The sequence below is a fragment of the Pseudomonas sp. GOM6 genome (assembly GCF_029537485.1).
Lineage (GTDB): Bacteria > Pseudomonadota > Gammaproteobacteria > Pseudomonadales > Pseudomonadaceae > Aquipseudomonas.
Map to the genome: position 1 here is coordinate 136,702 of NZ_JARPUS010000009.1, position 23,725 is coordinate 160,426.

Below are 23,725 nucleotides of genomic sequence, written 5' to 3' on the forward strand. Positions count from 1 at the left end.
CCATGAACCACATCGCCACCCAACCCCTGTTTGCCGGTTTCGGCGCCACCCTGGCGCTGACGTTGGCGGCTTGCAGTGCCTCCCATGAAGATCCCGGTGCGGCTGCCCAGCCGGTCGCGCCCGAGGTCAAGCAGGAGGCGCTGCACGAGCAGGTCGCTGCCGACGCTTCCTATGCCGCGAAGCGCTCTGTGCATGCCAGAGAGGCGCACAGGGCCATGCCTCAGGGCATACCGATGAGCGCGCCGGCGGCGTCGCTGGCCGACAATGCCGGTTTCGGCTACCAGGATGTCTACCGCGAGCAGTACCAGAAGATCGAGAGCAGCCCGGTGCAAGCCGTGGCCCAGCAGCCGGTGTCGACTTTCAGCATCGACGTGGACACCGGCGCCTACGCCAACGTGCGGCGCTTCCTCAACGATGGCAGCCTGCCGCCCAAGGAAGCGGTGCGCCTGGAGGAGCTGGTCAACTACTTCCCTTACGCCTATCCCAAGCCCGAGGGCGACGTGCCGTTCAGCGTCGCCACCGAGCTGGCGACCACGCCCTGGAACCCCGAAACCCGCCTGCTGCGCGTGGCGATCAAGGCCGCGGATCTGAGTGCCGCCGAGCTGCCACCGGCCAACCTGGTGTTCCTGGTCGATGTGTCCGGCTCTATGGATCGCCGCGAGGGCCTGCCGATGGTGCAGAGCACCCTCAAGCTGCTGGTCGACCAGTTGCGCCCGCAGGATCGCGTAGCCCTGGTCACCTATGCCGGCAATGCCAGCGTGGTGCTGAAATCCACTGCCGGTAGCGAGAAGGCCAGGATTCGCACGGCCATCGACCAGCTCACCGCGGGCGGATCCACCGCCGGCGAGTCGGGTATCCAGCTGGCCTACCAGGAAGCGCAGAAGGGCATGCTCAAGGACGGCATCAACCGCATCCTGCTAGCCACTGACGGCGACTTCAACGTCGGCATCAGCGACTTCGAAACGCTCAAGCAGCTCGCCGCCGACAAGCGCAAAACCGGTGTGTCGCTGACCACCCTGGGCTTCGGTGTAGGCAACTACAACGAGCAACTGATGGAGCAACTGGCCGATGCCGGCGACGGCAACTACGCCTACATCGACAATCTGCGCGAGGCGCGTAAGGTGTTGGTCGATCAGCTCAGCTCGACCCTGGCGACGGTGGCCAAGGACGTGAAGATCCAGGTCGAGTTCAACCCGGCCGAGGTCAGCGAATACCGCTTGCTGGGCTACGAGAACCGCGCGCTGAAACGCGAGGATTTTTCCAACGACAAGGTCGATGCCGGCGAGATCGGCGCCGGACATACGGTCACCGCCCTGTACGAGGTGGTGCCGGTGGGCGCCAAGGGCTGGCTGGAGCCGCTGCGCTACGCCCAGACCAATGAAAAGCCTGGCAAGGCCGGCGAGATCGCCTGGCTGCGTCTGCGCTACAAGGCGCCCGAGGGCGGCGCCAGCCGGCTGGTCGAACGGCCGATCGGCAAGGGCCAGGCGACGCCGATCAACCAGGCCAGCGAGGACCTGCGTTTCGCCGCCGCGGTAGCCGCCTTCGCCCAGCAACTCGTGGACGCCAAGTACACCGGCGACTTCTCCCTGGCCGACAGCGCCAGGCTGGCGCGCGGTGCCAAGGGCGAGGACCCGTTCGGCCTGCGCGGCGAATTCGTGCAGCTGGTAGAGCTGGCGCAAAGCCTGCAAACTCCGGAGGCTCATGCAAAACTGCCCTGACGTTGTTGCTCCGCCTTGTCGGTGTCGGTCTACTGCCTGCGGCGAAGCGCCTAGCCTGGCACGCTTCGCTCTGTTCTGCCTGGACCTCCATTCATATGAATGAGCAAACCTGCTTGAACCTACCACTGCAAGACGATGACGCCGCGCTGCTGCGGCGTTATCGCCAGGGCGACACCGTGGCCTTCACCACGCTCTACGAGCGCCACCGCCTCGGCCTGTTCCGCTTCCTTCTCGGTCTGTGCGGTGACCACGCCCTGGCCGAGGAAGTATTCCAGGACACCTGGATGAGCCTGATCCGCAGCGCCAGCGAACAGCGCGAGGCGTTGCTGTTCAAGACCTGGCTGTACCAGATCGCGCGTAATCGCCTGATCGACCACTGGCGCAAGAGTGGGCGCCACCAGGGAAAGCTCGATGAGTACGACGAGACGCAGCACGCCAGCGCCGACCCGGGCCCCGGCCCCGAGCAGCAGTTGCTGCTCAGCCGCGACCAGGAGCGCCTGCAGACGGCGCTGGCCGATCTGCCCGAGGAGCAGCGCGAGGTGTTCCTGCTGCGCGCCCACGGCGACCTGGAACTGGCGGAAATCGCCGAGCTCACCCGCACGCCGGCGGAAACCGTGAAGAGCCGCCTGCGCTATGCGCTGAACAAGTTACGTCGGCTGCTGGCCGACCCGGCTGCGGCCGAGGAGGTATCGGCATGAGCCAAGAACATAACGATCTGCAGCATGAACAACAGCTGCTGCAGCATTTCCGCCAGCACAGCCAGGGCGAGCCTTCCGCTGTGCTGGATGCGCGGATTCTCGCGGCGGCGCATCGGGCCGTCGCTGCCACGCCCTCTCGTCCAGGCTTCCCGCAGCGCCTGCATGCCTGGCTGTTCGGGGCCGGTAGCAATACCCGCTGGTCGCTGGCCTTCGCCGGCCTGGCCACCCTGGGCATCGGCCTGAGCCTGACGCTACGCACGCAGGAGCAGTTGCCCAGCGCCTACGATCTACCCAGCCCTGCTGCCGCGCAGGCGCCGGTGCTGCGGGAGATGGCACCGAAGCTGCTGGCTGAGCCGGCCGGCAGCATGGAGCAGAAGAAAGCCGAGGTTGCGCGCCAGGCCACGACCGCCGAGTCGTCTGCAGCGTTTGCAATCTCGCCACCCGCAGCGGCGATGCCGCGCCAGGCGGCTCCTGCTGCACCGGCAATGGACGCTCTGGCCGATGCGTCATCGAACGAGGCTGAGGTGCCAGTGGCGGCCAAGGTGCAGGCTGCCGAGCAGGCCCGGGCTCGGACTCAGGAATATGCCCGTCGCGCACCTGAGCGGCTGGCCGGCACCCTGGCTGAGTCCGCTCCGCTGCGTGAGCGCCTGCAGGAAGTGTTGCGCCTACGCCAGGAGGGGCAGCAGGGACTGGCCGAGCAGTTGCTGCAGCATTTGACGCGCCAGTACCCGCAGCAGGATGTGCCGGCCGAGCTCCGGCGCCTGCAGCGGGACTAGAGGTTGCTGGCTTGCCAGAATGCGGGGCAGGGGCGAGCATATAGGCATTCGTTGCCGTGTTTGTTTGCCATGTCCCGCTTGCCTGTTCTGCCCCTGTTGCTGGTTTTGAGCCTGCTCAGCGCCTGTGACGACCAGCCTTCTCCAGCGCCTGCCCATTCAGAGGGCTCTTCTGCGCCCATACCGGCGGATACGCCCAAAACGCCACCTGTTGCGCCTGTCGAGCCGACGCCCAAGCCGGCACAAACCCCGGAGAAGCTTCCCGAGCCTGGCAGCAAGGTAGTCGAGGACACCCGCCTTTCTGAGCCCGCAGACAGCAGGCCCATGCCTGCGGTCAAGGTCGACAAGGAACAGGCGTTGCCCCCCGCGCGTCTGGATTTGCATTTGCCGCCGGAGTTGGTCGAGCAGATCCAGCCCGATGCGCCGTTGGAACCACTCACGCCACCGTCACTGCTACCGGAGATGTTCGTCGAGAAGCCCAAGGAGCCGGGACCGTTCGAGCTCAACGGCAGGCTGATCACCAATGATCGTGGCGACAAGAACGCGGACTACTGGGATACGGTCGAGGGCGCCGAACTGCAGTTCAAGTTCCGCAACTAGCGAAACCAGCGCTTGCTGGTGGATAGGCCGGCGCGGAGCGAACGTGGTTCAATCGACGAACAAATCGGTCATCAGCTTGCCAGCCGGGTCATAACGGTACTGCTCGAAGTCTTCCTGGCCCTGCTCGCGGAGGATCTCCTCATCGATCAGCAGGCGGCCGCTGATCGTGCGCTCGCTGCTCGACAGGATGGCGCAGGCGGCGTCGGCCATGATCGCTGGCAGGCGCGCGGCCTTCATCACTGCCGGGCCGCCGGCTTCGAACTCTATGGCGGCGGTGGCAATCACCGTCTTCGGCCACAGTGAGTTGACGCTGATGCCGTATTTCCGGAATTCCTCGTGCATCCCCAAGGTCAGCATGCTCATGCCGTACTTGGTGGTGGTGTACGGGCCGTAGCTGGCGAACCACTTGGGGTCGAGGTTGAGTGGTGGCGACAGGCTGAGGATATGGCCGCGGCTGTCCTTCAGATAAGGCAGCGCCGCCTGGCTGCAGACCATTACCGCGCGGGTGTTGATCTGGAACATCAGGTCGAAGCGCTTGGGCGGCAGGTGTTCGACGCCCACCAGTTTGATCGCGCCGGCATTGTTGATCAGTGCATCGATGCCGCCGAAGTGCTCGGCGGCCTGGGCCATGGCGGCCTTCACTGCCTCTTCTTCGCGCACGTCCAGTTGCAGCGCCAGGGCCTTGCCGCCGGCGGCTTCAACTTCTGCTGCCACCGAATGGATGGTGCCCGGCAGTTTGGCGTGGGCTTCGGCGCTCTTGGCGGCGATAACGATATTGGCGCCTTGGCCTGCAGCCTTTAGGGCGATCTCGCGGCCGATGCCACGGCTGGCGCCGGTGATGAACAGGGTCTTGCCGGACAGGGACATGCGCTAACTCCGTTGTTTTTGTTTGTGGGCATGGACGGGCAATGTGGGAGCGGCCTTAGCCGCGATAGGGCCAGGTTAAAAGCATCGCGGCTAAAGCCGCTCCCACACTGAACGCCAGGTGAATAAGGATCGTGGCGAGATTCTGGACGCCATCCACCCTGCGTCAGGCTTCGGCGGCTTCGACTTCCACCAGCAGTTGGCGGCTCTTCACCTGGTCGCCCTGGCTGACCTGGACGCGGCGGATCACTCCGTCCATGCCGGCCTTGAGCGGGTGCTCCATCTTCATCGCCTCCAGTACCAGCAACAGCTGGCCCTTGCCGACTTTCTGTCCCTCGCTGACCAGTACATCGACGATGGCGCCGTCCATCGGTGCCTTGACCGTGCCGGAGCTGGCGGCGTTCTGTCCGTCGGCGGGCGCGTGGGTGATATCGATCAGCTCCAGGTTGCCGTTGTGGCCATACAGCCACACCTGCTCGTTGGCCAAGTGATAGGCGCGGCGCTGGCGGATGCCATCTAGCTCCAGGCTGGCCCAGCGACCATCGCTGGCCAGCAGGCGCAGCTCGACGGTTTGCTCGCCGACCTGCGCTTGTAGCTGCGGCTGCTCGCCGGCCTGCAGTACCTGCAGTTCCACTACGTGTTTGTGCTCGCCCTGCTTGAGCACGTAGCGCCAGGGCGCGCCGCCGCTGTTGCGCCAGCCGGAGAGGCCCGGTTGGTGCGCACGGGCGGTCGCCGAGACCTGGTAGAGCAGGGCTGCGGCGGTAGCCAGCTCGGCGGCAGACGGCGCTTGCGGGGCCAGGCTCGGATCATTGGCGAAGTGCTCGCCGATAAAGGCGGTGGTGGCGTTGCCAGCGGCGAACTCGGGGTGCGCCAGCAGGTTGGCGAGGAAACGCTGGTTGCCGCCCACGCCCAGCAGCACGCAATCCTCGACGGCGCGTACCAGCTTGCGCCGGGCCTCGTCGCGGGTGGCGCCGTAGGCGATGACCTTGGCCAGCATGGGGTCGTAGAACGGCGTCACCGGCTGGCCTTCGAGCAAGCCGTGGTCGATACGGATACCGTCGCGCAGCGCCGGTTCCCAGCGCAGTACCTGGCCGGTCTGCGGCAGGAAGCCGGCGGCCGAATCCTCGGCATACAGGCGTACTTCCATGGCGTGGCCGGTCAGGCGGATCTCGTCCTGTCTGAGCGGCAGCGGCTGGCCCTCGGCCACGCGGATCTGCCAGGCGACCAGGTCCTGTCCGGTGATCAGCTCGGTGACCGGATGCTCGACCTGCAGGCGGGTGTTCATTTCCAGGAAGTAGAAGGCGCCGCTGCTATCGAGCAGGAATTCCACGGTGCCGGCACCGACGTAGCTGACCGAAGCCGCCGCCTTGACAGCCGCCTCGCCCATGGCCTGGCGCAGTTCGGTTGTCATCACCGGGCAGGGCGCTTCCTCGACCACTTTCTGGTGGCGGCGCTGCACCGAGCAGTCGCGTTCACCCAGGTAGACGATGTTGCCGTGCTGGTCGCCAAACACCTGTATTTCGACATGGCGCGGCTGGATTACCGCGCGCTCGAGGATCAGCTCGCCGGAACCGAAGGCGTTTTGCGCTTCGGAGCGGGCGGTACGGATCTGTGCGTGCAGTTCGCTGGCTTGATGCACCAGACGCATGCCACGGCCACCGCCGCCGGCGCTGGCCTTGATCATCAGTGGATAGCCAATGCGCTCGGCCTCGCGGGCCAGGGTCTCGTCGTCCTGCGCCGCGCCTTCGTAGCCGGGAATGCAGGGCACGCCGGCTTCGAGCATGGCGATCTTCGACAGGCGCTTGCTGCCCATCAGGTGAATGGCTTCTACGGTCGGGCCGATAAACACGATGCCGGCCGCATCGCAGGCGCGGGCGAAGTCGGCGTTTTCGGAGAGGAAGCCGTAGCCGGGATGGATGGCGTCGGCGCCGGTTTTCTGCGCCGCCGCGATGATGCTGTCGATCACCAGGTACGACTGGTTTACCTGTGCCGGGCCGATGCACACGGCTTCGTCGGCCAGTTGCACGTGGCGGGCGCCGGCATCGGCCTCGGAGAAGACCGCCACGGTGCGGTAGCCTAGGTCCTGGGCGGTGCGTATTACCCGGCAGGCGATTTCGCCGCGGTTGGCGATCAGAATCTTGTTGAAGGCGGGCATCGTCGTGCTCCTGCTTGCGTAGCCCGGATGCAATCCGGGGTGGTGTTTGCCCGGATTGCATCCGGGCTACTTCAATTTGTTCCCTCTCCCGCAGGCGGGAGAGGGGAGTCACTACTCAGCCCACTTCGGTTTGCGCTTCTGCACGAATGCCATCGTGCCTTCGACACCCTCGCTGCCCAGTACCGCCGTGGCGAACTGGCCGGCGGCGTAGTCGAGCAGGTTGCCGAGGTGTTCCGTCTCGGTGGCCAGCAGCAGTGCCTTGGTCGCAGCATTGGCGCCGGGGGCACACTGGCGGATCTGCTGCAGGCACTCGGCGAGGCGGTCGACCACGGCCTGGTCGTCGACTTCGCTGAAGTGCACCAGGCCGAGGCGCAGGGCCTCGGCACCATCGAAGCGGGCGGCGGTCAGGGCCAGGCGACGGGCCTGGGTTAGGCCGATACGCTTGACCACGAAGGGGGCGATCTGCGCAGGAATGATCCCTAGGCTGGTTTCCGGCAGGCCGAACTTGGCGCCCTGGTGGGCGATGGCGATGTCGGAGACGCAGGCCAGGCCGAAGCCACCGCCGAGTACCGCGCCTTCCAGCACGGCGACCAGCACCTGCGGGGCGCATTGGGCTTCTTCCAGCAGGCTGCCGAAGGCACGGTTCAGCTCGCGGTAGGCGTCGCCTCCTTTGGCGCGGGCACCGGCCATGTCCTTGATGTCGCCGCCGGCGCAGAAGTGGCCGTCGGCACCGCGCAGCACCAGGGCGCGCACGTCGTGGTTGCCTCGTACCGCGCGCAGCACGGCGCGCAGTTCCTCGACCATGGCCAGGCTCATGGCGTTGCGGCTGTCCGGACGGTTGAGGGTGACATGGAGCACGCCCTCGACCTGTTCCAGCAGCAGGGTCTGACAGTGGGGTAGATCACTCATATGGCACCTCGATCAGTTATCGCGGCTGAAGCCGCTCCCACAGTTCAGACTCATCATTTTTTCTTACCCGGCAGAATGCCCATCAGCTTGCAGATGATGCCGAGCATGATTTCGTCGGCGCCGCCGCCAATCGACACCAGGCGCACGTCGCGGTAGGCGCGCGACACCGGGTTGTCCCACATGAAACCCATACCGCCCCAGTACTGCAGGCAGCTGTCGGTGACTTCACGGCCCAAACGACCGGCCTTGAGCTTGGCCATGGAGGCGAGTTTGGTTACGTCGCGACCTTTCACGTACAGCTCGGTGGCGTGGTAGACGAGGGCGCGCAGGGCCTCGATCTCGCTCTGCAGTTCGGCCATGCGAAAGTGGATGACCTGGTTGTCGATCAAAGGCGCGCCGAAGGTGTGGCGCTGCTTGCAGTAGTCGATGGTGCTGTCGACGCAGTACTCCAGGCCCTTGATCATGTTGGCCGCGCCGAACAGGCGTTCTTCCTGGAACTGCAGCATCTGCATCATGAAGCCTGCGCCTTCGGCGCCGATGCGGTTGCGCTGCGGCACGCGCACGTTGTCGAAGAACACCTGGGCGGTTTCCGAGCTGCGCATGCCGAGCTTGTCCAGGTGCGGACTGAGGGTGATACCCGGTGTGTTCATCGGCACCATGATCAGCGACTTGTTGACGTGCGGCTTGTCGTCGCTGGTGTTGGCCAGCAGGCAGATGAAATCGGCACTCGGCGAGTTGGTGATCCACATCTTGCTGCCGTTGATCACATAGTCGTCACCGTCCTTGCGCGCGGTGGTCTTCAGGCCGGCCACGTCGGAGCCAGCGCCGACCTCGGAAACGCCGATGCAGCCGACCATGTCGCCAGCAATCGCCGGCTTCAGGAACTCCTCGCGCAGTTCGTCGGAGCCAAAGCGGGCCAGTGCCGGGGTGCACATGTCGGTCTGCACACCGATGGACATGGGGATGCCGCCGCAGCGGATGGTGCCGAACTCTTCGGCGGCGACGATCGAGTAGCTGTAGTCCAGGCCCATGCCGCCGAATTTCTCCGGCTTGGAGATGCCCAGCAGGCCGAGGTCGCCGGCTTTCTTGAAGATCTCGTGGATAGGGACGCGGCCGGCCTTTTCCCACTCGTCCACGTGCGGGTTGATCTCGTGCTCGACGAAGTTGCGGACGGTGCGACGGAGTTCTTCGTGTTCTTGGGTAAAGATCATTGTTGTTATCTCCCTAGAGTTACAGGCGGGCAACGCCGAAGGTATTGGGCTTGAGCGGCCTCATCTGCGCCTCGGCGCAGATGTCGAGCAGCAAGCCGAGCAGGGCGCGGGTGTCACGTGGGTCGATCAGGCCGTCGTCCCACAGGCTGGCGGTGCCGTAGAGCGCGGTGGACTGGCTGTCGAGTTTCTGTGCGGTGGCCATTTCCAGCATGTCGAGCATCTTCGGGTCGGCCTCCTTGCCTTCCTTGCGGTGCTTGTCCTCGGTGACGATGCGCAGCACCTTGCCGGCCTGGGCGCCGCCCATCACCGCGGTGCGGCTGTTGGGCCAGGCGAAGATAAAGCGCGGATCGAGGCCGCGACCGCACATGGCGTAGTTGCCGGCCCCGTAGGAGCCGCCGACGACGATGGTCAGCTTGGGCACCGTGGCGTTGGCCACCGCCTGGATCATCTTCGAGCCGTGCTTGATCACGCCCAACTGCTCGGACTCGGTGCCGACCATAAAGCCGGTGGTGTTGTGGAAGAACAGGATCGGCGTGTTGCTCTGCTCGCACAGCTGGATGAACTGGGCGGCCTTGGCCGCACCGCGCGGGGTGATCGGCCCGTTGTTGCCGATCAGGCCGCAGGGCTGGCCCTCGATCTGCAGGTGGCCGCAGACGGTCTGGCTGTCGAACTCGTTCTTGAAGTCGAGGAACTCCGAGCCGTCGGCGATGCGGGCAATGATCTCGCGCACGTCGTAGGGCTTCTTGGCGTCCGCCGGAACCACGCCGAGCAGCTCGTGGGTTGGGTACAGCGGCTCGCGATAGTTCTTTGCCGGGCGTGCCGGCAACTGCTGGTTCCACGGCAACATGGCGACGATCTCGCGGGCCAGGCGCACGCCATCGGCGTCGTTTTCGGCCAGGTACTCGGCGGTCCCGGCGACCTGGGCGTGCATCTCGGCGCCGCCCAGTTCCTCGTCGGTGGCGATCTCGCCGGTGGCGGCCTTGAGCAGGGGCGGGCCGGCCAGGAACATCTTGGCTTTGCCGCGTACCACCACCACGTAGTCGGACAGCCCCGGCTGGTAGGCGCCACCGGCGGTGCTGGAGCCATGCACCACGGTGATCTGCGGAATACCGGCGGCGGACAGGCGCGCCTGGTTGGCGAAGGCGCGGGCACCCTCGACGAAGATGTCCGCCGCATAGGTCAGGTTGGCACCGCCGCTCTCGGCCAGGGTGACGATGGGCAGCTTGTTCTCGCTGGCCACCTGCTGCAGGCGCAGGGACTTGCGCAGGCCGGTGGGCGAGATGGTGCCGCCCTTGATCGCACTGTTGTTGGCGATTACCAGGCAGCGCACACCGGCTACGTAGCCGATGCCGGCGATGATGCCGCCGCCGGCCTGGGTGCCGTCCTTGTCGTCATGCAGCTTGTAGCCGGCCAGCGAGCAGAGTTCGAGGAAAGGTGCGCCCGCATCGAGCAACAGGTTGAGGCGCTCGCGCGGCAGCAGCTGGCCGCGCTTGTCGAACTTGGCCTTGGCCTCGGCGGCCTTGTCGAGGACCTTCTGCTCCACCTCGCGGAAGCTGGCGATCGCGGCCAGCATGGCCTCGCGGTTCTGCGCGAAGGCTTCACCGTGAACATCGAGTTCGGATTGAATGACCGGCATCGCCTTACTCCTTGAACACGTCGGGCAGGTAGGCCCGGTGGAAGCCGTTGTAGGACTCGCTGGTTTTCGCCTTGCCCAGGGTCCAGGCGCGGGTGCCCTGGCTGGCGGCGCCGTCGATGCGGATGGTGTTGCCGCTAATGAAGTTGGCACCGGGGGACAACAGGAAGACGATGGCGGCGGCCACCTCCGACTCGCTGCCGATGCGCTGCAGCGGCACGTGGTCCTTGAGGTTGCGGATCATGGTTTTCATCGACTCGGGGTAGGTGTCCATGCCGCTGGAGGCAATCCAGCCCGGTGCCACGGCGTTGACCCGCACGCCGGCGTGGCCCCACTCGTAGGCGGCGGTCTTGGTGAAGTTCTCCATGCCGGCGCGCGCTGCCCCGGAGTGACCCATGCCGGGCATGCCACCCCACATGTCGGCGAGCATGTTGACGATGCTGCCGCCGTGCTTGCTCAGGCTCTGCAGGTAGACTTCCTTGGCCACCAGAAAGCCGCCGACCAGGTTGGTTCTTACGACGGTCTCAAAGCCTTTCTGATTGATGCCGATCAGTGGCGCGGGGAACTGGCCGCCAGCGTTGTTGACCAGGTGATGGATCGGCCCGTGCTCGGCGATCACCGCCTTGACCATGGCCTTGACCGCGTCCTCGTCGCGGATGTCGCACACCTGCAAGCTGGCCTGGCCACCGTCTTCATGGATTTCGCCGGCGGTTTTCTCCAGCTTCTCCAGCTTGCGTCCGACCAGCACTACATGGGCGCCCAGGTGCGCCAGCTCATGGGCCACGCAACGGCCGATGCCACTGCCGCCACCGGTGACCAGGATGGTCTGACCGGCGAACAGACCGGGTTTGAAGACTGAGTCGTATGCCATTGTTGTTATCGTCCTCGTCGTTTTTGCGGGAGCGGCTGGGTGGCAATCCGCTTTAGCCGCGATAGGTGCAAAGCAAGAGCATCGCGGCTGAAGCCGCTCCCACAGAGTTATTCGCCCAACGCTTGTGCCAAGGCCTTGGGCACCGGCACCGGAAATTCCAGCAGCTGCTGGGCAAAGGCCTTGCCCTGCGGGTCGATGCGCAGGCTGGCGACACCGCCGCCACCCAGGGCATTCTCCAGCAGGAAGTTCAGGCTGTGGCTGCCCGGCAGGTGCCAACGGCTGACCTTGCCGGTCTGGCCGTCGAGCACATGCTGCATCCATTCGGCCACCGCGCCTTCGCAAAGCGCAGCCGCGATCCAGGCCAGATACTCGGGCTTTCTCGCCATCACGCCGATATTGCTGTGGTTGCCTTTGTCCCCGGAGCGGGCGACGGCCAGCTTGATCAGCGGCACGGTCGCATCGGCCTTGCCGGCCGGAGCGGGCAGGGCGGCTGCGCTGGCGATCTGGCCCGCGTCGAATGTGGCCACTTCCGGCAGGGTGACCGGCCGGCGCTCGCCGTTGATCTCCACTTCCAGTGCGCAGGCGCTCTTGTCCACCAGGAAGCTGAACAGGCGGATTACCGGGTACACGGTGGGTCGACCGCCGACGATGCCGGTCAGGCCGGGGGCCATGCCGGTAGCGGCCTGGGCGATCTCGCGGGAGAACAGGATCAGCGCTTCCTTCTTCGCATGGCGCACACCGAGCTTGATCACCACCTCGCGGGTGTCCTTGCGCTGGCCGTGCGGACCGTAGGTAGCCTCGGCGCCGAGCAGTTCGATATGCACTTCGCGGTAGGGGCCCCAGCCGCGCTCGGCGAAGATTTCCTCGGTCTTGGCGATGATCGCCTGGCTGACCCGCTCGGCCTTGGCCACGGCGTCGATACCGGCGATCAGGCAGCTGGCGGTGCAGCGAAAGCCGTCGGGGTAGGTGGCGCTGACCTTGTATTGAACGGTCGGCGGCAGGCCGCGCGCACCCTTCAGTTCTACACGGTTTGCGCCGACCTGGGTCAGTTGCACCTGGGTGAAGTCGCAGACCACATCGGGCAGGTAGTAAGCACGCGGGTCTCCGATTTCATAGAGCATCTGCTCACCCACCGAGAGGGTGGAGATCAGGCCGCCTGTACCTTCGGGTTTGGCAACCACGAAGCTGCCATCGTCCTGAACTTCGATGACCGGGAAGCCGATATGTTCGTAGTCCGGCACATCGCGCCAGTCGGTGAAGTTGCCGCCGGTGCACTGTGCGCCGCATTCGATGATGTGGCCGGCCAAGGCGGCCTGGGCCAGCTTGTCGTAATCGTTCCAGGCCCAGCCGTATTCATGCACCAGCGCGGCGCTGACCACCGCGCTGTCGACCACGCGGCCGGTGATCACGATGTCGGCGCCGGCCTCAAGAGCCGCGACTATGCCCGGTGCGCCCAGGTAGGCATTGACCGACACGCACATGGGCGGCAGCGCGGCGCCCGTGAACATTTCCACGGTGCCGGCCTTGGCCAGCTCACCCAGCTTGGGCTGCAGGTTGTCGCCATGCAGAACGGCGATCTTCAGGCTCAACCCAGCCTTCTCGCAGGCGGCCGCCAGGGCCTTGGCACAGGAGGCCGGATTGACCCCGCCAGCGTTGCTGATGACGCGGATGTTTTTCTCTGCGATCTCACCGAGCAGCGGCGCCAGCACCTCGACGAAGTCGGTGGCGTAGCCTTCGTCGGGCTTCTTCATACGCGCGCCGGCCATGATCGACATGGTGATTTCGGCCAGGTAGTCGAACACCAGGTAGTCCAGCTCGGTACCACGTACCAGCTGGGCGGCGGCGGTGGAGGTGTCGCCCCAGAAGGCGGAGGCGCAGCCGATGCGAACGGTTTTGCTCATTGTGGTCATTCCGCGCAATCACTCAGGTGGTGAAACACTACCAAGCAAGCGCTTGGTTGAAAAGTGCTTGATCTAATTTATCCCGAGCGCTTGCTTGGTTGGCTGGCGTACAATGCACGCGCAAGCGGCATTCCATATGGGGGAGCGATGAGCCTGGACGAACAGAAAGCCCGTGACGTGATGCAGAAGATGGTGGCCAGCGGCGAGCTGATCGACCCGGAGAGTGCCCGTGGCAAGCTGCTGCAAACTGCAGCCCATCTGTTTCGCAGCAAGGGCTACGAGCGCACGACAGTGCGCGATCTGGCCAGCGCCGTGGGTATCCAGTCCGGCAGCATCTTTCATCACTTCAAGAGCAAGGACGAGATCCTCAGGGCGGTGATGGAGGAGACGGTGATCTACAACACCGCGCTGCTGCGCGCGGCACTGGAGGAAGCGCAAGGTCCGCGTGAGCGCGTACTGGCGCTGATCCGTTGCGAGCTGCAGTCGATCATGGGCGGCACTGGCGAGGCCATGGGCGTGCTGGTTTACGAATGGCGTTCACTGTCCGAAGAGGCACAGGCCTATATCCTCAGCCTGCGTGATACCTACGAGCAAATCTGGCTGGACGTGCTGGGTGAGGCACGCGCCGCAGGCTTCTTCAATGCAGACCCCTTCATCCTGCGGCGCTTCCTGACCGGCGCACTGAGCTGGACCACCACCTGGTTCCGCCCAGGCGGCAAGGTCAGCCTGGATCAACTGGCCGAGCAGGCTCTGACTCTGGTGATCAAGGACGCTTGCTGATCATGCGGGTGGCCAATCTGGCCAACTGTGATTTTCATTCGCCGTAGCCTGCTAAGCTTCCTTTGAGCCGGCGCTGCCTGGCTTGGAGACAGGGATATGTCGGACTTTGGCCTTCCTGTCCCGAGGTGCCGCGTTGCACTTTTTTATGCATCTGCTGCTTATCGTGCTTGCCTGCTGGGCGCCGGCTCTGGCTGCCACACAGCAGGTCAGGGTGGGCGCCTACCACTTCCCGCCTTATGTGATTAAACCCGAGAGCGAGTCGCCTGCTGGCGTGCTGCCCGAGTTGCTGACAGCCCTTAACAGCGCTCAGGATGACTATCGCTTCAGTCTGGTGCCGACCTCGGTCACCCGTCGCTACCGCGACTTCCAGCAGGCTCGCTATGACCTCATCCTGTTCGAATCCCCTGAGTGGGGCTGGCAGTACACCGAGTTGCACAAGCTTGACCTGCAGATCATCGACGCTGAGGTCTATGTCGCACAGAAGCAGCCGGGTCGCGATCAGTCCTTCTTCGACAGCCTGAAGGGCAAGCGCATGGCCCTCTATACCGGTTATCACTATGGCTTTGCCGACTTCAATGCGGAGCAGGCGTTTCTGGCGAGCCACTTCCAGGCATCGCTGACCTACTCCCATGACAGCAACCTGCTGATGCTGCTGCACGATCGTGCGGATATCAGTGTGGTGACGCGTTCCTACTTGCCGATCTTCCAGCGCGAGTACCCGCAGGAGAGTCAGCAGTTGCTGATCTCGCAACGTGCCGACCAGGTCTACCACCATCATGCGTTGTTACGTCCAGGTTCGCCGCTGAGTGCTGCCAAGCTGGGTGAGCTCATGCGGTTGTTGCGCGATAACGGCCGATTGCCCGAACTGCTTGCCAGGTATCACCTGCGGGATGCCAGAGGAAGCGACGTGGAGCAAGCCAACCCCATTCGACATTGATCGACATTTACCTGGCTGGATGCCTGAGCTAGTCTCTGGCGAGCGTTGTTGTCCAAGGGGTCAATATGTTGCGGTGTCCACAGGGATGGGCGCGGGGGCTGTTGCTGTTACTGGTACTGTGTTGCCAGTGGGCGATGGCCGCGGACGAGGTGCTGATTGCGGCCGTCCATTTCCCGCCCTATGTGATCAAGCCCGAGGAGAATCTGCAGGGCGGCTTGCTTGGGGAGTTGGTGGTCGCGCTTAACCAGGTGCAGAACCAGCATCGCTTTGGCCTGCGTGCAACTTCGTTGAACCGGCGCTTCGACGACTTTCGCAGTGGCCGTATTCATATCGCCATCTTTGAGAACCCCGACTGGAGCTGGCAGGGCATTGCCGGCCCGCGCATCGATATGGGCCTGGAGGATGCGGAAATCCTGGTTGCTCGTGCCGAAGCCGGTCGTGACCAGCACTTTTTCGACAATCTGCAGGGCAAGCGAATGGCCCTGTTCAATGGTTACCACTATGGTTTCGCCGGCTTCAATAACGATTCCAAATGGCTGGAGAAAAACTTCAACGCCGTTCTGACCTATTCCCACGAGAGCAACCTCAAACTGGTGCTCAAAGGTCGGGTCGACATCGCTCCCATTACCCGTTCCTGGTTGGGCGCGCGCTTGCGCGAGCAGCCTCAGCTCAGGGACCAATTGCTGGTTTCGGACTGGGAGGATCAGCGTTACCGGCACTACGCCCTGCTCAGCCCACATGCGCCCATCAGTGCCGAGGATTTCCGCCATGCCCTCGATCTGCTGCGCGAGAGCGGAGCGCTGCAGCGTATATTTACCCCATACGGCATCGTCGTCAGACCGTACGCACGGGATAGCTCAGCAGCAGTAAGTGCAGAAGATTGACCGCGCCGTGCAGAAGCACGGCTGGCCATAGACGTCCGCTGCCATGGAACACCAGTCCATAGCCGAGCCCGGCCAAGGCGGCCACCAGGGCAAACAATGGGCTGAAGGGCATGTGCGCGGCGCCGAACAGCGCGGCGGTCAGTCCAATGCCGCAGACCACCCCCAGGCGTCTACAGAGTGCCGGTTGCAGCCAGGCGCGGAACAGCAGCTCCTCGGCCAGCACGGTCACGCCGAGATTGACCGCCAGCCACAGCCACAATCCTTCTGGCCACTTCGGCTGCCAGCCGACCAGCCCCAGCAGCAGTGCCAGCAGAGGAACGCCAAGTAAGGTGGCGCAAGCACTCAGCCAGGCCGTTTTGGGCCGCGGCGCTGTATTGCGTGGCTGACCGAGCCACCAGGCCAGTAGGGTCATACCCAGTAGCAGCTTGTCCCAGGACAGGCGCAGGGCATAGGGTGGGGCGTCGGCGCTGAGCTGGCGAGACGGCCACAAGGGCAGCGGGTGGAAACCGGGCAGCAGATGGGCCGCCAGCGCAATGCCGGCCAGCAGTCCGCCACTCCACCACAGCCAGCTCGGCAGCCGGCCTGAGCCCAGCATGATCCAGGCGGCGAACAGCAGGCCGAAGAGCAGGGCAGGGGGCTGCAGGTAACCCAGGGTAAAGCCGCTGGCCAGCACCAGCAGAGGCAGCAGGGCGCGCAGATGAAGCGAAAGCATGTACGTCCTTGTCGGTGGGGCTCAGCGGTCTTCGGCGTCCTTGGCATCCTGCTCGGCATTGCGCCGGTGAATGCGGGCGAGTTGTTCATCGCTCAGCGGCAGTTTGCGGGCACTGTCGCGCAGCAGCAGCAAGCTGCCCAATATGGAGCCGAGCGCCAGGATGATGATCAGCCAGGCATACCAGGGCATGGGATTCTCCTCAGTTCGTGATAGATCACCATAAACCTCTGCACCGCCGCTGTCAGTCCCGTGTCGATACAGGGGGGGCCACGGCCGCTGTTGGAGCCGACCGGGACCCAGACGGCTCTGAGGGATTGTCCGAATAGCGCCACCTGCACCGAGAAAGACGTGGCCATGCCCCATGCAAGCAGCTTGAGCAAGAGCAGCCAGGCCTCTGTCGGACATGCCTGTGCGTTTGCGTGAGCGTAAAAGGTGCGTCCTAGAGAGGTTGTTGCCTGTTATTGGTTCATAACCGCAGCAGCATTCGCTTAGTGTTTTTTTGACTTTTGAGTTGTCACTTTCCTGGCCTAAGCTCGCCCTGCCGGACCTATCCACTCATCAGGGGGAGCTTATGGATATCAGCATGAGCGAAGTCGCCGAGCGCAGCTGGATCGTCAAACTGGGGCTTTGTGCCGTGCCCTTTCGCACCCAGCAGGCCGCCGACCAGTTCGTCGAGCGTCTCAAGCAGCGGCTGGAGGCGCCACATGGGCTGCCCGACGAGCTGTCGCAGGCTGGTCATCAAACGGTCACACAAGAGCTGCAGCATCACACCTAGTGCAATAGGTGTGTGCTACTCACTCTCCCGCCGCGATCTTCGCGGCGTTTTTTTGCCTGCAATTTAGTGGGGAATCAGTAGGAGCACGCTGAGCACCAGCACCAGCATCAGCAGCATGGTCAGCCCGTGGCTGGCCTGGCGCAGCAGCAGGATGCGGGCGAACAGCCCGGTGCAATACAGCAGGCGCAGCATGATGAAGGCGAAGCCAAGAGCGGCCACCAGCGGTCCGCCGATCTGCCCGCTGACCTCGCCCAGATAGAGCAGCACGATGAACAGTACCGACTGTTCCAGGCTGTTGCCGTGGGCGCGTATGGCCTTGGTCAGATCCATCTTGCCGCCGTCGCCAAAGGGTATTTGGTAGCGCATGCGCAGGCGCGAAATATTGAGTGAAAGTCCGATCAGGACGAGGGTCAGAATGGCGGCAACGTAGACGCTGTAAGGCATAGGAACTCCGTGTTCTTGTTATATCCGTGCTGAGCGTAGGAGGCCGCAGCATGTCGGCACAAGGGGCGCTTCGGCCACTTTGCAGCAGCCATGAAAAAGCCCGGCACAAGGCCGGGCCAAGGGAGCCGGGCAGGCCGGTGATCAGGCCGCCGGGCGCTGCTGGCGCTGGTAAAGGAACTCCAGCACCGCGGCGCGGCAGTGGTGGTACTGCGCGTCGTTGGCCAGGGCCAGGCGGTCGCGTGGACGCGGCAGGTCGACCTTGAGGATGTCGCCGACGGTGGCGGCGGGGCCGTTGCTCATCATCACGATGCGATCGGACAGCAGCACCGCTTCGTCGACGTCGTGGGTGATCATGATCACCGTGTTGCCGAGGTCGCGGTGGATCTCCATCAGCGAGTCCTGCAGGTGCGCGCGGGTCAGCGCGTCGAGGGCGCCGAAGGGTTCATCCATCAGCAGCACCTTGGGCTGCATGGCCAGGGCGCGGGCGATGCCGATGCGCTGCTTCATGCCGCCGGAGATCTCGCCGGGGCGCTTGTCCTTGGCGTGCAGCATGTGCACCAGCTCCAGGTTGTGCAGGGTCCATTCGCGCACTTCCTTGCGCGACTTGCCCTTGAACACCTGGCGCACGGCCAGTTCGACGTTCTGGTAGCAGGTCAGCCAGGGCAGCAGGCTATGGTTCTGGAACACCACGGCGCGCTCCGGGCCGGGCTCGTTGACCTCGCGGCCGTCGAGGATAACCCCGCCGGTGGTGGCCTGGTACAGCCCGGCGACGATGTTGAGCACGGTGGATTTACCGCAGCCGGAGTGGCCGATCAGCGAGACGAACTCGCCCTTGTTGATCTTCAGGTTGACGTTCTGCAGGGCGCAGAACAGGCCCTTGTCGGTGGGGAAGTCGATGCCGACGCCGCTCAGTTCGAGGTGTGCTTGATTCATGGTCGTTCTCCTTAGCGCAGCACGGCGTTCTTGTCCCAGCTCACGGACTTCTGCAGCAGGAGCATGAGGCGGTCGAGGAGGAAGCCGATCAGGCCGATGACGATCACCGCCACCATGATGCGGCCGAGGGAATTGGAGCTGCCGTTCTGGAATTCGTCCCAGATGAACTTACCCAGGCCCGGGTTCTGCGCCAGCATCTCGGCGGCGATCAGCACCATCCAGCCGGTGCCCAGCGACAGGCGCAGGCCGGTGAAGATGGCCGGCACGGCGGCCGGCAGCACGATGCGCCAGACATGGTCGAGCGGCGACAGGCGCAGCACGCGGCTGACGTTGGTTAGGTCCTTGTCCAGGCCGGCCACGCCGACGGTGGTGTTGAGTACGGTGGGCCACAGGCAGCACAGCGCCACGGTGATCGCCGAGGTAATGAAGGACTTGGCGAACAGCGGGTCGCTGCTGGTGTAGAGGGCGCTGACCAGCATGGTCACTAGCGGCAGCCAGGCCAGCGGCGAGACCGGCTTGAACACCTGAATCAGCGGGTTGACTGCGGCGTAGATGCTTTTCGACAGGCCGCAGAGAATGCCCAGTGGCACGGCGACCAGGCTGGCCAGGGCGAAACCGGCCAGCACGGTGTAGAGGCTGGTGACGATCTGGTCGAAGAAGGTCGGCTTGCCGGTGTAGGGACGGATCTTCACCTCCGCGCTCGGGTCTTTCGCCAGTTTCGCCGCGTTGCGCTGTTCCTGGCGCTCGTAGAAGGCCTCGGCCTTGGCGCGTTCGGCGACGTGGGCGTCAACCAGTGAGCCGAACTGACTGTAAACCTGCACCGGCCCGGGAAACTGGCCGAGGCTGGTCTGGATGTTGTTGGCCACCAGCTGCCAGAACAGCAGGAAGAATACGATGCCGGCCAGCGGCAGGATGATTGCCGGTGCCCAGCGCTTGACCAGGGCCTGGCTGCGCGCGGTATCGACGGTCTGTTTGATCGGGGTGGCGACGTTCGGGTTGCTCATCGTCCTGTCCTCTCGTGGGCGAGGGCGGAGCCGGCTGGCTCCGCCTGCGCGGGTTTACTCGGTGCCTTTCAGGCCGATCTGGAAGGAGTTCAGGTAGGCGTTGGGCGTGCGGCCGTCGTAGGTCACGCCGTCGATGAAGTCGCTGCTCGGGGCGCGGTAGCCGTCTTCGTCGGCCGCGGGGAAGTCATCGGCCTTGGCCTTGCCTTCGCTGACCAGCTCGTTGGCCGCTTCGCGGTACAGATCCGGTCGATACACCTGCTTGGCCACGTCGAGGTACCAGCTGTCCGGTTTGGCCTCGCTGATCTGGCCCCAACGGCGCATCTGGGTCAGGTACCAGATGGCGTCCGAGTAGAAGGGGTAGGTGGCGTCATGGCGGAAGAACACGTTGAAGTCCGGCACTTCACGCTTGTCGCCCTTCTCGTACTCGAAGGTGCCGGTCATGGAGTTGGCGATCACCTTGGCGTCGGCGCCGACGTACTCCGGACGGGAGAGGATCTCCACCGCCTCGGCGCGGTTGGCGTTGTTGTTCTCGTCCAGCCACATGGCGGCGCGGATCAGGGCCTTGACCAGGCGCTTGTGGGTTTCCGGGTTGGCTTCGGCCCAGGCCTTGGACACGCCGAAGACCTTCTCCGGGTTGTTCTTCCAGATCTCGTAGTCGGTGATCACCGGCACGCCGATGCCCTTGAGCACGGCCTGCTGGTTCCACGGCTCGCCCACGCAGTAGCCGCTGATGGTGCCGGCCTCCATGGTGGCCGGCATCTGCGGCGGCGGAGTCACCGAGAGCAGCGCGTCGGCGTTGATCTGGCCGCTGATGTCGCCTTTTTCCGGCGCGTACAGGCCCGGGTTGATGCCGCCGGCGGCCAGCCAGTAGCGCAGCTCGTAGTTGTGGGTGGAAACCGGGAACACCATGCCCAGGTTGAACGGCTTGCCCTTGGCCTTGTACTGCTCGATGACCGGCTTGAGCGCGTCGGCCTTGATCGGGTGCACCGGCTTGCCGTTTTCCATCGGCACATGTTTCTTCATTTCCGCCCAGACTTCGTTGGAGACGGTGATGGCGTTGCCATTGAGGTCCATGGAGAACGCGGTGACCACATCGGCCTTGGTGCCGAAGCCGATGGTCGCGCCCAGCGGCTGGCCGGCCAGCATGTGCGCGCCGTCCAGCTCGCCATCGATTACCCGGTCCAGCAGCACTTTCCAGTTGGCCTGGGCCTCCAGGGTGACGAATAGCCCTTCATCCTCGAAATAACCCTTCTCGTAGGCGATGGCCAGCGGTGCCATGTCGGTGAGCTTGATGAAGCCGAGCTTGAGCTCTTCCTTCTCTGGTTCGGTCTCCGGTCCGGCGGCCAGGGCCATCTGTATGGAGAGCGGGGAGAGCGCCAGCAGGGCGGCGCCGAGCAGGGATTTCAGCGGAGTACGGCGGGTCTTGCGCATCGAAAGATTCCTCGTGGTCAGAAACGAAAAAAGACGTCGCAGCGAACCGGCCCGAAAGGCTGGTTGCGTCGACGTCTTTGTCTATTCGTCCCGATCACCGCCGTTGGCGATCCGAAGACGGGTGTGGCTGAAAGGTCTTCTGCAAAGGCCTTGCCAGTTTCTTCCGTATGCTTCGGAGACCTGAATAATTTCTTGTAAATCAGTTTGATAGGGGGTTCTAACAGCAGTCGAAACGCCTTTTTTCGCGTATTCACCAGGCCAGGTCGTATGAACCAAGGCAGTGCAGGGCTGCGCCCGGCGCGTGCAATAGTGGGCAGTGCATCAGCCGCTGGCGCGAGTTTCCTCGGTGAAGTCGCGTAGCCAACGCAACACCTGCACCGCTTCCCAGCGCGCCGGGTCGAACAGGGCATAGGCCTGGCCTTGATAGCCGACCACATCCAGCTGGCGGTGATAGCCGGCCCGCTGCAACAGGGCTTCGATCTCGGCGAAGCAGCCGTTGAAATGAGCGCGGTTGAAGGGGGTGCGGCGCTCGGTGACGATGCCTTCGAGCAGCAGTTCGTCGACCGTGCTGCGTACCCGCTCCGGATTCATCCGGTTGACCGCGTGTTTCAGCTGCATGACATCCAGCATGGCAAGACTCCTGTTTGGCGATGCGCTGCCCGGAAAGCGGGCCTCGGTAAGTCGGGCGATAGCCTAATAAAAAATACTGTACAGATAAACAGTGTTCGATGTTAGGATCGCTCCACTGCCTGAATTCGTGCGCGCAAACTCACTGCGGCCATCCAGAGGAGCTCCCGACAATGCAACAGAAGCTGATGACAATTGTGCTGCTGGCCCTGCTCGCCGGTTGCGCCCAATCGCAGAGCGAACAGCCTCGTGCCAATGGCGCTTATCTGGTTATCGACGAAGGGCGGGCCTGGACGGTGCTGGTGGCGGATGGCGAGCGTCGCGAGGAAGCGGGCTGGGTACTGGATGTCATTCGTCTGCCGGAGGCGCCGTCGGGTGTAGTGACCAGCTATCTGATCGAGACCCCCAACTGTGGCCGTGTCCAGTGGCTGAGTCAGCACCAGGACGACTCCCTGGGGCTCGGGGCGCGGCTCCAGGCTGTGCCGGGCGAGGCTTTGCAGCGGCCCGGCTGCCTGGTTGGGCAAGGGCGCTTGTGGACCGCACTGGATTATTCCGGCTGATAGCCAGAGGCCCCGGCGGTTTTTCCGTCGGGGCCTCTGGTTTTACTGGGCCGGTGCTTTGCGCGTTTTGGCCGGCGGTTCCTTGAGCAGGCCGTCGGCTCGGAACATCGCCTTGATCCCGCGAATGGCCTGGCGGGTGCGGTCCTGGTTCTCGATCAGGGCGAAACGCACATGGTCGTCGCCGTAGTCGCCGAAGCCGAGGCCCGGCGAGACGCAGACCTTGGCTTCCAGTAGCAGTTTCTTGGCGAACTCCAGCGAGCCGAGATGGGCGTAGGGCTCGGGGATTTTGGCCCAGATGTACATCGAGGCCTTGGGCTTCTCCACCATCCAGCCTGCCTCGTGCAGACCCTTGACCAGCATGTTGCGGCGCTGACGGTACTGCTCGGCTATATCGCGGACGCACTGCTGGTCGCCCTCCAGCGCAGCGATGGCCGCCACCTGCAGTGGGGTAAAGGTGCCGTAGTCGTGATAGCTCTTGATCCGCCCCAGCGCACTGACCAGCTCCGGGTTACCGACCATGAAGCCGATACGCCAGCCGGCCATGTTGTAGCTCTTGGACAGGGTGAAAAACTCAACGGCGATGTCCTTGGCACCTTCCACCTGCATGATCGACGGTGCCTTCCAGCCGTCGTAGACGATGTCCGCGTAAGCGAGGTCGTGCACCACCAGCACGTCGTACTGCTTGGCCAGGGCCACCACGCGTTCGAAGAAGTCCAGCTCCACGCACTGCGCGGTGGGGTTGGAGGGGAAACCGAGGATCATCATCTTCGGCTTGGGAATGCTCTCGCGGATGGCCCGCTCCAGCTCGGCGAAGAAATCCACGCCCGGAACCAGCGGCACCGAGCGCACCTGGGCGCCGGCAATCACCGCGCCGTAGATGTGAATGGGGTAGCTGGGGTTGGGCACCAGCACGGTGTCGCCATGGTCCAGCGTGGCCAGCATCAGGTGCGCCAGACCTTCCTTGGAACCGATGGTGACGATGGCTTCGCTTTCCGGGTCGATCTCCACCTCGTAGCGCTCCTTGTACCAGCGCGAGATGGCGCGGCGCAGGCGTGGGATGCCACGGGAGGTGGAGTAGCCGTGGGTGTCGTCGCGTTGTGCGACCTGGACCAGCTTTTCGACAATGTGCGGCGGGGTGGCGCCGTCCGGATTGCCCATGCTGAAGTCGATGATGTCCTCACCACGGCGGCGAGCGGCCATCTTCAGTTCGGCGGTGATATTGAAAACGTAGGGGGGGAGACGATCGATGCGCGCAAAGCGGCGCTTGGCATTATCAGCCATGGCTTCCTCGAAGTACGTAAGCGC

Annotated in this window: 24 protein-coding genes; 9 read left to right on the forward strand and 15 right to left on the reverse strand. The window is 64.2% G+C overall.

Going from position 1 to position 23,725, the window contains the following annotated elements:
* Window positions 1-2: 2 nt before the first annotated feature.
* The 4 genes from P7A97_RS12685 (at window position 3) to P7A97_RS12700 (ending at window position 3,789) form a co-directional block, all read left to right on the forward strand.
* The gene (locus P7A97_RS12685; RefSeq protein WP_277690312.1) at window positions 3-1,718 is read left to right on the forward strand and encodes a VWA domain-containing protein; all 1,716 of its coding nucleotides are present in this window, start codon (window positions 3-5) and stop codon (window positions 1,716-1,718) included.
* Window positions 1,719-1,831: 113 nt separating this feature from the next.
* On the forward strand, window positions 1,832-2,416 hold the full coding sequence (locus tag P7A97_RS12690; protein ID WP_277690313.1) for an RNA polymerase sigma factor: 585 nt from the start codon (window positions 1,832-1,834) through the stop codon (window positions 2,414-2,416).
* Complete coding sequence (locus P7A97_RS12695; RefSeq protein WP_277690314.1) at window positions 2,413-3,192, forward strand: hypothetical protein; 780 nt, start codon at window positions 2,413-2,415, stop codon at window positions 3,190-3,192. The genes P7A97_RS12690 and P7A97_RS12695 overlap by 4 nt, the downstream gene beginning before the upstream one ends.
* A 321-nt stretch (window positions 3,193-3,513) precedes the next feature.
* Window positions 3,514-3,789, forward strand: coding sequence for a hypothetical protein (locus tag P7A97_RS12700; protein WP_277690315.1), 276 nt, complete (start codon window positions 3,514-3,516; stop codon window positions 3,787-3,789).
* A gap of 48 nt (window positions 3,790-3,837) precedes the next feature.
* Here the strand turns inward: P7A97_RS12700 and P7A97_RS12705 are convergent, their stop codons facing one another.
* The 7 genes from P7A97_RS12705 to P7A97_RS12735 form a co-directional block, all read right to left on the reverse strand.
* Window positions 3,838-4,656 (reverse strand): NAD(P)-dependent oxidoreductase, encoded by an 819-nt coding sequence (locus P7A97_RS12705; RefSeq protein ID WP_277690316.1) that lies wholly within the window; start codon window positions 4,654-4,656, stop codon window positions 3,838-3,840.
* Window positions 4,657-4,819: 163 nt separating this feature from the next.
* Window positions 4,820-6,808: a geranyl-CoA carboxylase subunit apha gene (gene atuF, locus P7A97_RS12710; RefSeq protein WP_277690317.1), complete on the reverse strand. Its 1,989-nt coding sequence runs from the start codon at window positions 6,806-6,808 to the stop codon at window positions 4,820-4,822.
* A 111-nt stretch (window positions 6,809-6,919) separates the two neighbouring features.
* Window positions 6,920-7,717 (reverse strand): enoyl-CoA hydratase-related protein, encoded by a 798-nt coding sequence (locus P7A97_RS12715; RefSeq protein ID WP_277690318.1) that lies wholly within the window; start codon window positions 7,715-7,717, stop codon window positions 6,920-6,922.
* Between the two features lie 53 nt (window positions 7,718-7,770).
* Window positions 7,771-8,928 (reverse strand): citronellyl-CoA dehydrogenase, encoded by a 1,158-nt coding sequence (gene atuD, locus P7A97_RS12720; RefSeq protein WP_277690319.1) that lies wholly within the window; start codon window positions 8,926-8,928, stop codon window positions 7,771-7,773.
* A 19-nt stretch (window positions 8,929-8,947) separates the two neighbouring features.
* The gene (gene atuC, locus P7A97_RS12725) at window positions 8,948-10,564 is read right to left on the reverse strand and encodes a geranyl-CoA carboxylase subunit beta (RefSeq protein WP_277690320.1); all 1,617 of its coding nucleotides are present in this window, start codon (window positions 10,562-10,564) and stop codon (window positions 8,948-8,950) included.
* A gap of 4 nt (window positions 10,565-10,568) precedes the next feature.
* Window positions 10,569-11,432: an SDR family oxidoreductase gene (locus P7A97_RS12730; protein WP_277690321.1), complete on the reverse strand. Its 864-nt coding sequence runs from the start codon at window positions 11,430-11,432 to the stop codon at window positions 10,569-10,571.
* A 107-nt stretch (window positions 11,433-11,539) separates the two neighbouring features.
* Entirely contained in the window at window positions 11,540-13,333 is a 1,794-nt protein-coding gene (locus tag P7A97_RS12735; RefSeq protein WP_277690322.1) for an acyclic terpene utilization AtuA family protein, read from the reverse strand.
* Between the two features lie 153 nt (window positions 13,334-13,486).
* Here P7A97_RS12735 and P7A97_RS12740 point away from each other — a divergent pair, with 153 nt between their 5' ends.
* From P7A97_RS12740 to P7A97_RS12750, 3 genes are all read left to right on the forward strand, one after another.
* A complete protein-coding gene (locus P7A97_RS12740; RefSeq protein ID WP_277690358.1) occupies window positions 13,487-14,113 on the forward strand; it encodes a TetR/AcrR family transcriptional regulator in 627 nt (208 codons plus the stop codon).
* Window positions 14,114-14,258: 145 nt separating this feature from the next.
* Entirely contained in the window at window positions 14,259-15,050 is a 792-nt protein-coding gene (locus P7A97_RS12745; RefSeq protein WP_277690323.1) for a transporter substrate-binding domain-containing protein, read from the forward strand.
* 65 nt (window positions 15,051-15,115) lie between these two features.
* Window positions 15,116-15,934, forward strand: a complete 819-nt coding sequence (locus P7A97_RS12750) for an amino acid ABC transporter substrate-binding protein (protein ID WP_277690324.1) — start codon at window positions 15,116-15,118, stop codon at window positions 15,932-15,934.
* Here the strand turns inward: P7A97_RS12750 and P7A97_RS12755 are convergent.
* Window positions 15,885-16,646 (reverse strand): CPBP family intramembrane glutamic endopeptidase, encoded by a 762-nt coding sequence (locus P7A97_RS12755; protein WP_277690325.1) that lies wholly within the window; start codon window positions 16,644-16,646, stop codon window positions 15,885-15,887. The genes P7A97_RS12750 and P7A97_RS12755 overlap by 50 nt on opposite strands.
* 21 nt (window positions 16,647-16,667) lie before the next feature.
* Window positions 16,668-16,835: a DUF2897 family protein gene (locus P7A97_RS12760; RefSeq protein WP_277690326.1), complete on the reverse strand. Its 168-nt coding sequence runs from the start codon at window positions 16,833-16,835 to the stop codon at window positions 16,668-16,670.
* A 394-nt stretch (window positions 16,836-17,229) separates the two neighbouring features.
* On the opposite strand from P7A97_RS12760, the gene P7A97_RS12765 reads away from it, so the two are divergent.
* Window positions 17,230-17,421: a hypothetical protein gene (locus P7A97_RS12765; protein ID WP_277690327.1), complete on the forward strand. Its 192-nt coding sequence runs from the start codon at window positions 17,230-17,232 to the stop codon at window positions 17,419-17,421.
* A gap of 63 nt (window positions 17,422-17,484) precedes the next feature.
* On the opposite strand, the gene P7A97_RS12770 is transcribed toward P7A97_RS12765, so the two are convergent.
* From P7A97_RS12770 to P7A97_RS12790, 5 genes are all read right to left on the reverse strand, one after another.
* Window positions 17,485-17,865, reverse strand: a complete 381-nt coding sequence (locus P7A97_RS12770; RefSeq protein WP_277690328.1) for an MAPEG family protein — start codon at window positions 17,863-17,865, stop codon at window positions 17,485-17,487.
* A 141-nt stretch (window positions 17,866-18,006) separates the two neighbouring features.
* Window positions 18,007-18,798, reverse strand: coding sequence for an ABC transporter ATP-binding protein (locus P7A97_RS12775; RefSeq protein WP_277690329.1), 792 nt, complete (start codon window positions 18,796-18,798; stop codon window positions 18,007-18,009).
* 11 nt (window positions 18,799-18,809) lie between these two features.
* A complete protein-coding gene (locus tag P7A97_RS12780; RefSeq protein WP_277690330.1) occupies window positions 18,810-19,802 on the reverse strand; it encodes an ABC transporter permease in 993 nt (330 codons plus the stop codon).
* 54 nt (window positions 19,803-19,856) lie between these two features.
* Window positions 19,857-21,233: a CmpA/NrtA family ABC transporter substrate-binding protein gene (locus P7A97_RS12785; protein WP_277690331.1), complete on the reverse strand. Its 1,377-nt coding sequence runs from the start codon at window positions 21,231-21,233 to the stop codon at window positions 19,857-19,859.
* Window positions 21,234-21,554: 321 nt separating this feature from the next.
* Complete coding sequence (locus P7A97_RS12790; RefSeq protein ID WP_277690332.1) at window positions 21,555-21,863, reverse strand: transcriptional regulator; 309 nt, start codon at window positions 21,861-21,863, stop codon at window positions 21,555-21,557.
* Window positions 21,864-22,033: 170 nt separating this feature from the next.
* On the opposite strand from P7A97_RS12790, the gene P7A97_RS12795 reads away from it, so the two are divergent.
* On the forward strand, window positions 22,034-22,420 hold the full coding sequence (locus tag P7A97_RS12795; protein ID WP_277690333.1) for a hypothetical protein: 387 nt from the start codon (window positions 22,034-22,036) through the stop codon (window positions 22,418-22,420).
* A gap of 42 nt (window positions 22,421-22,462) precedes the next feature.
* Here P7A97_RS12795 and alaC read toward each other — a convergent pair whose 3' ends face one another.
* Window positions 22,463-23,701: an alanine transaminase gene (gene alaC, locus P7A97_RS12800; protein ID WP_277690334.1), complete on the reverse strand. Its 1,239-nt coding sequence runs from the start codon at window positions 23,699-23,701 to the stop codon at window positions 22,463-22,465.
* Window positions 23,702-23,725: the final 24 nt, after the last annotated feature.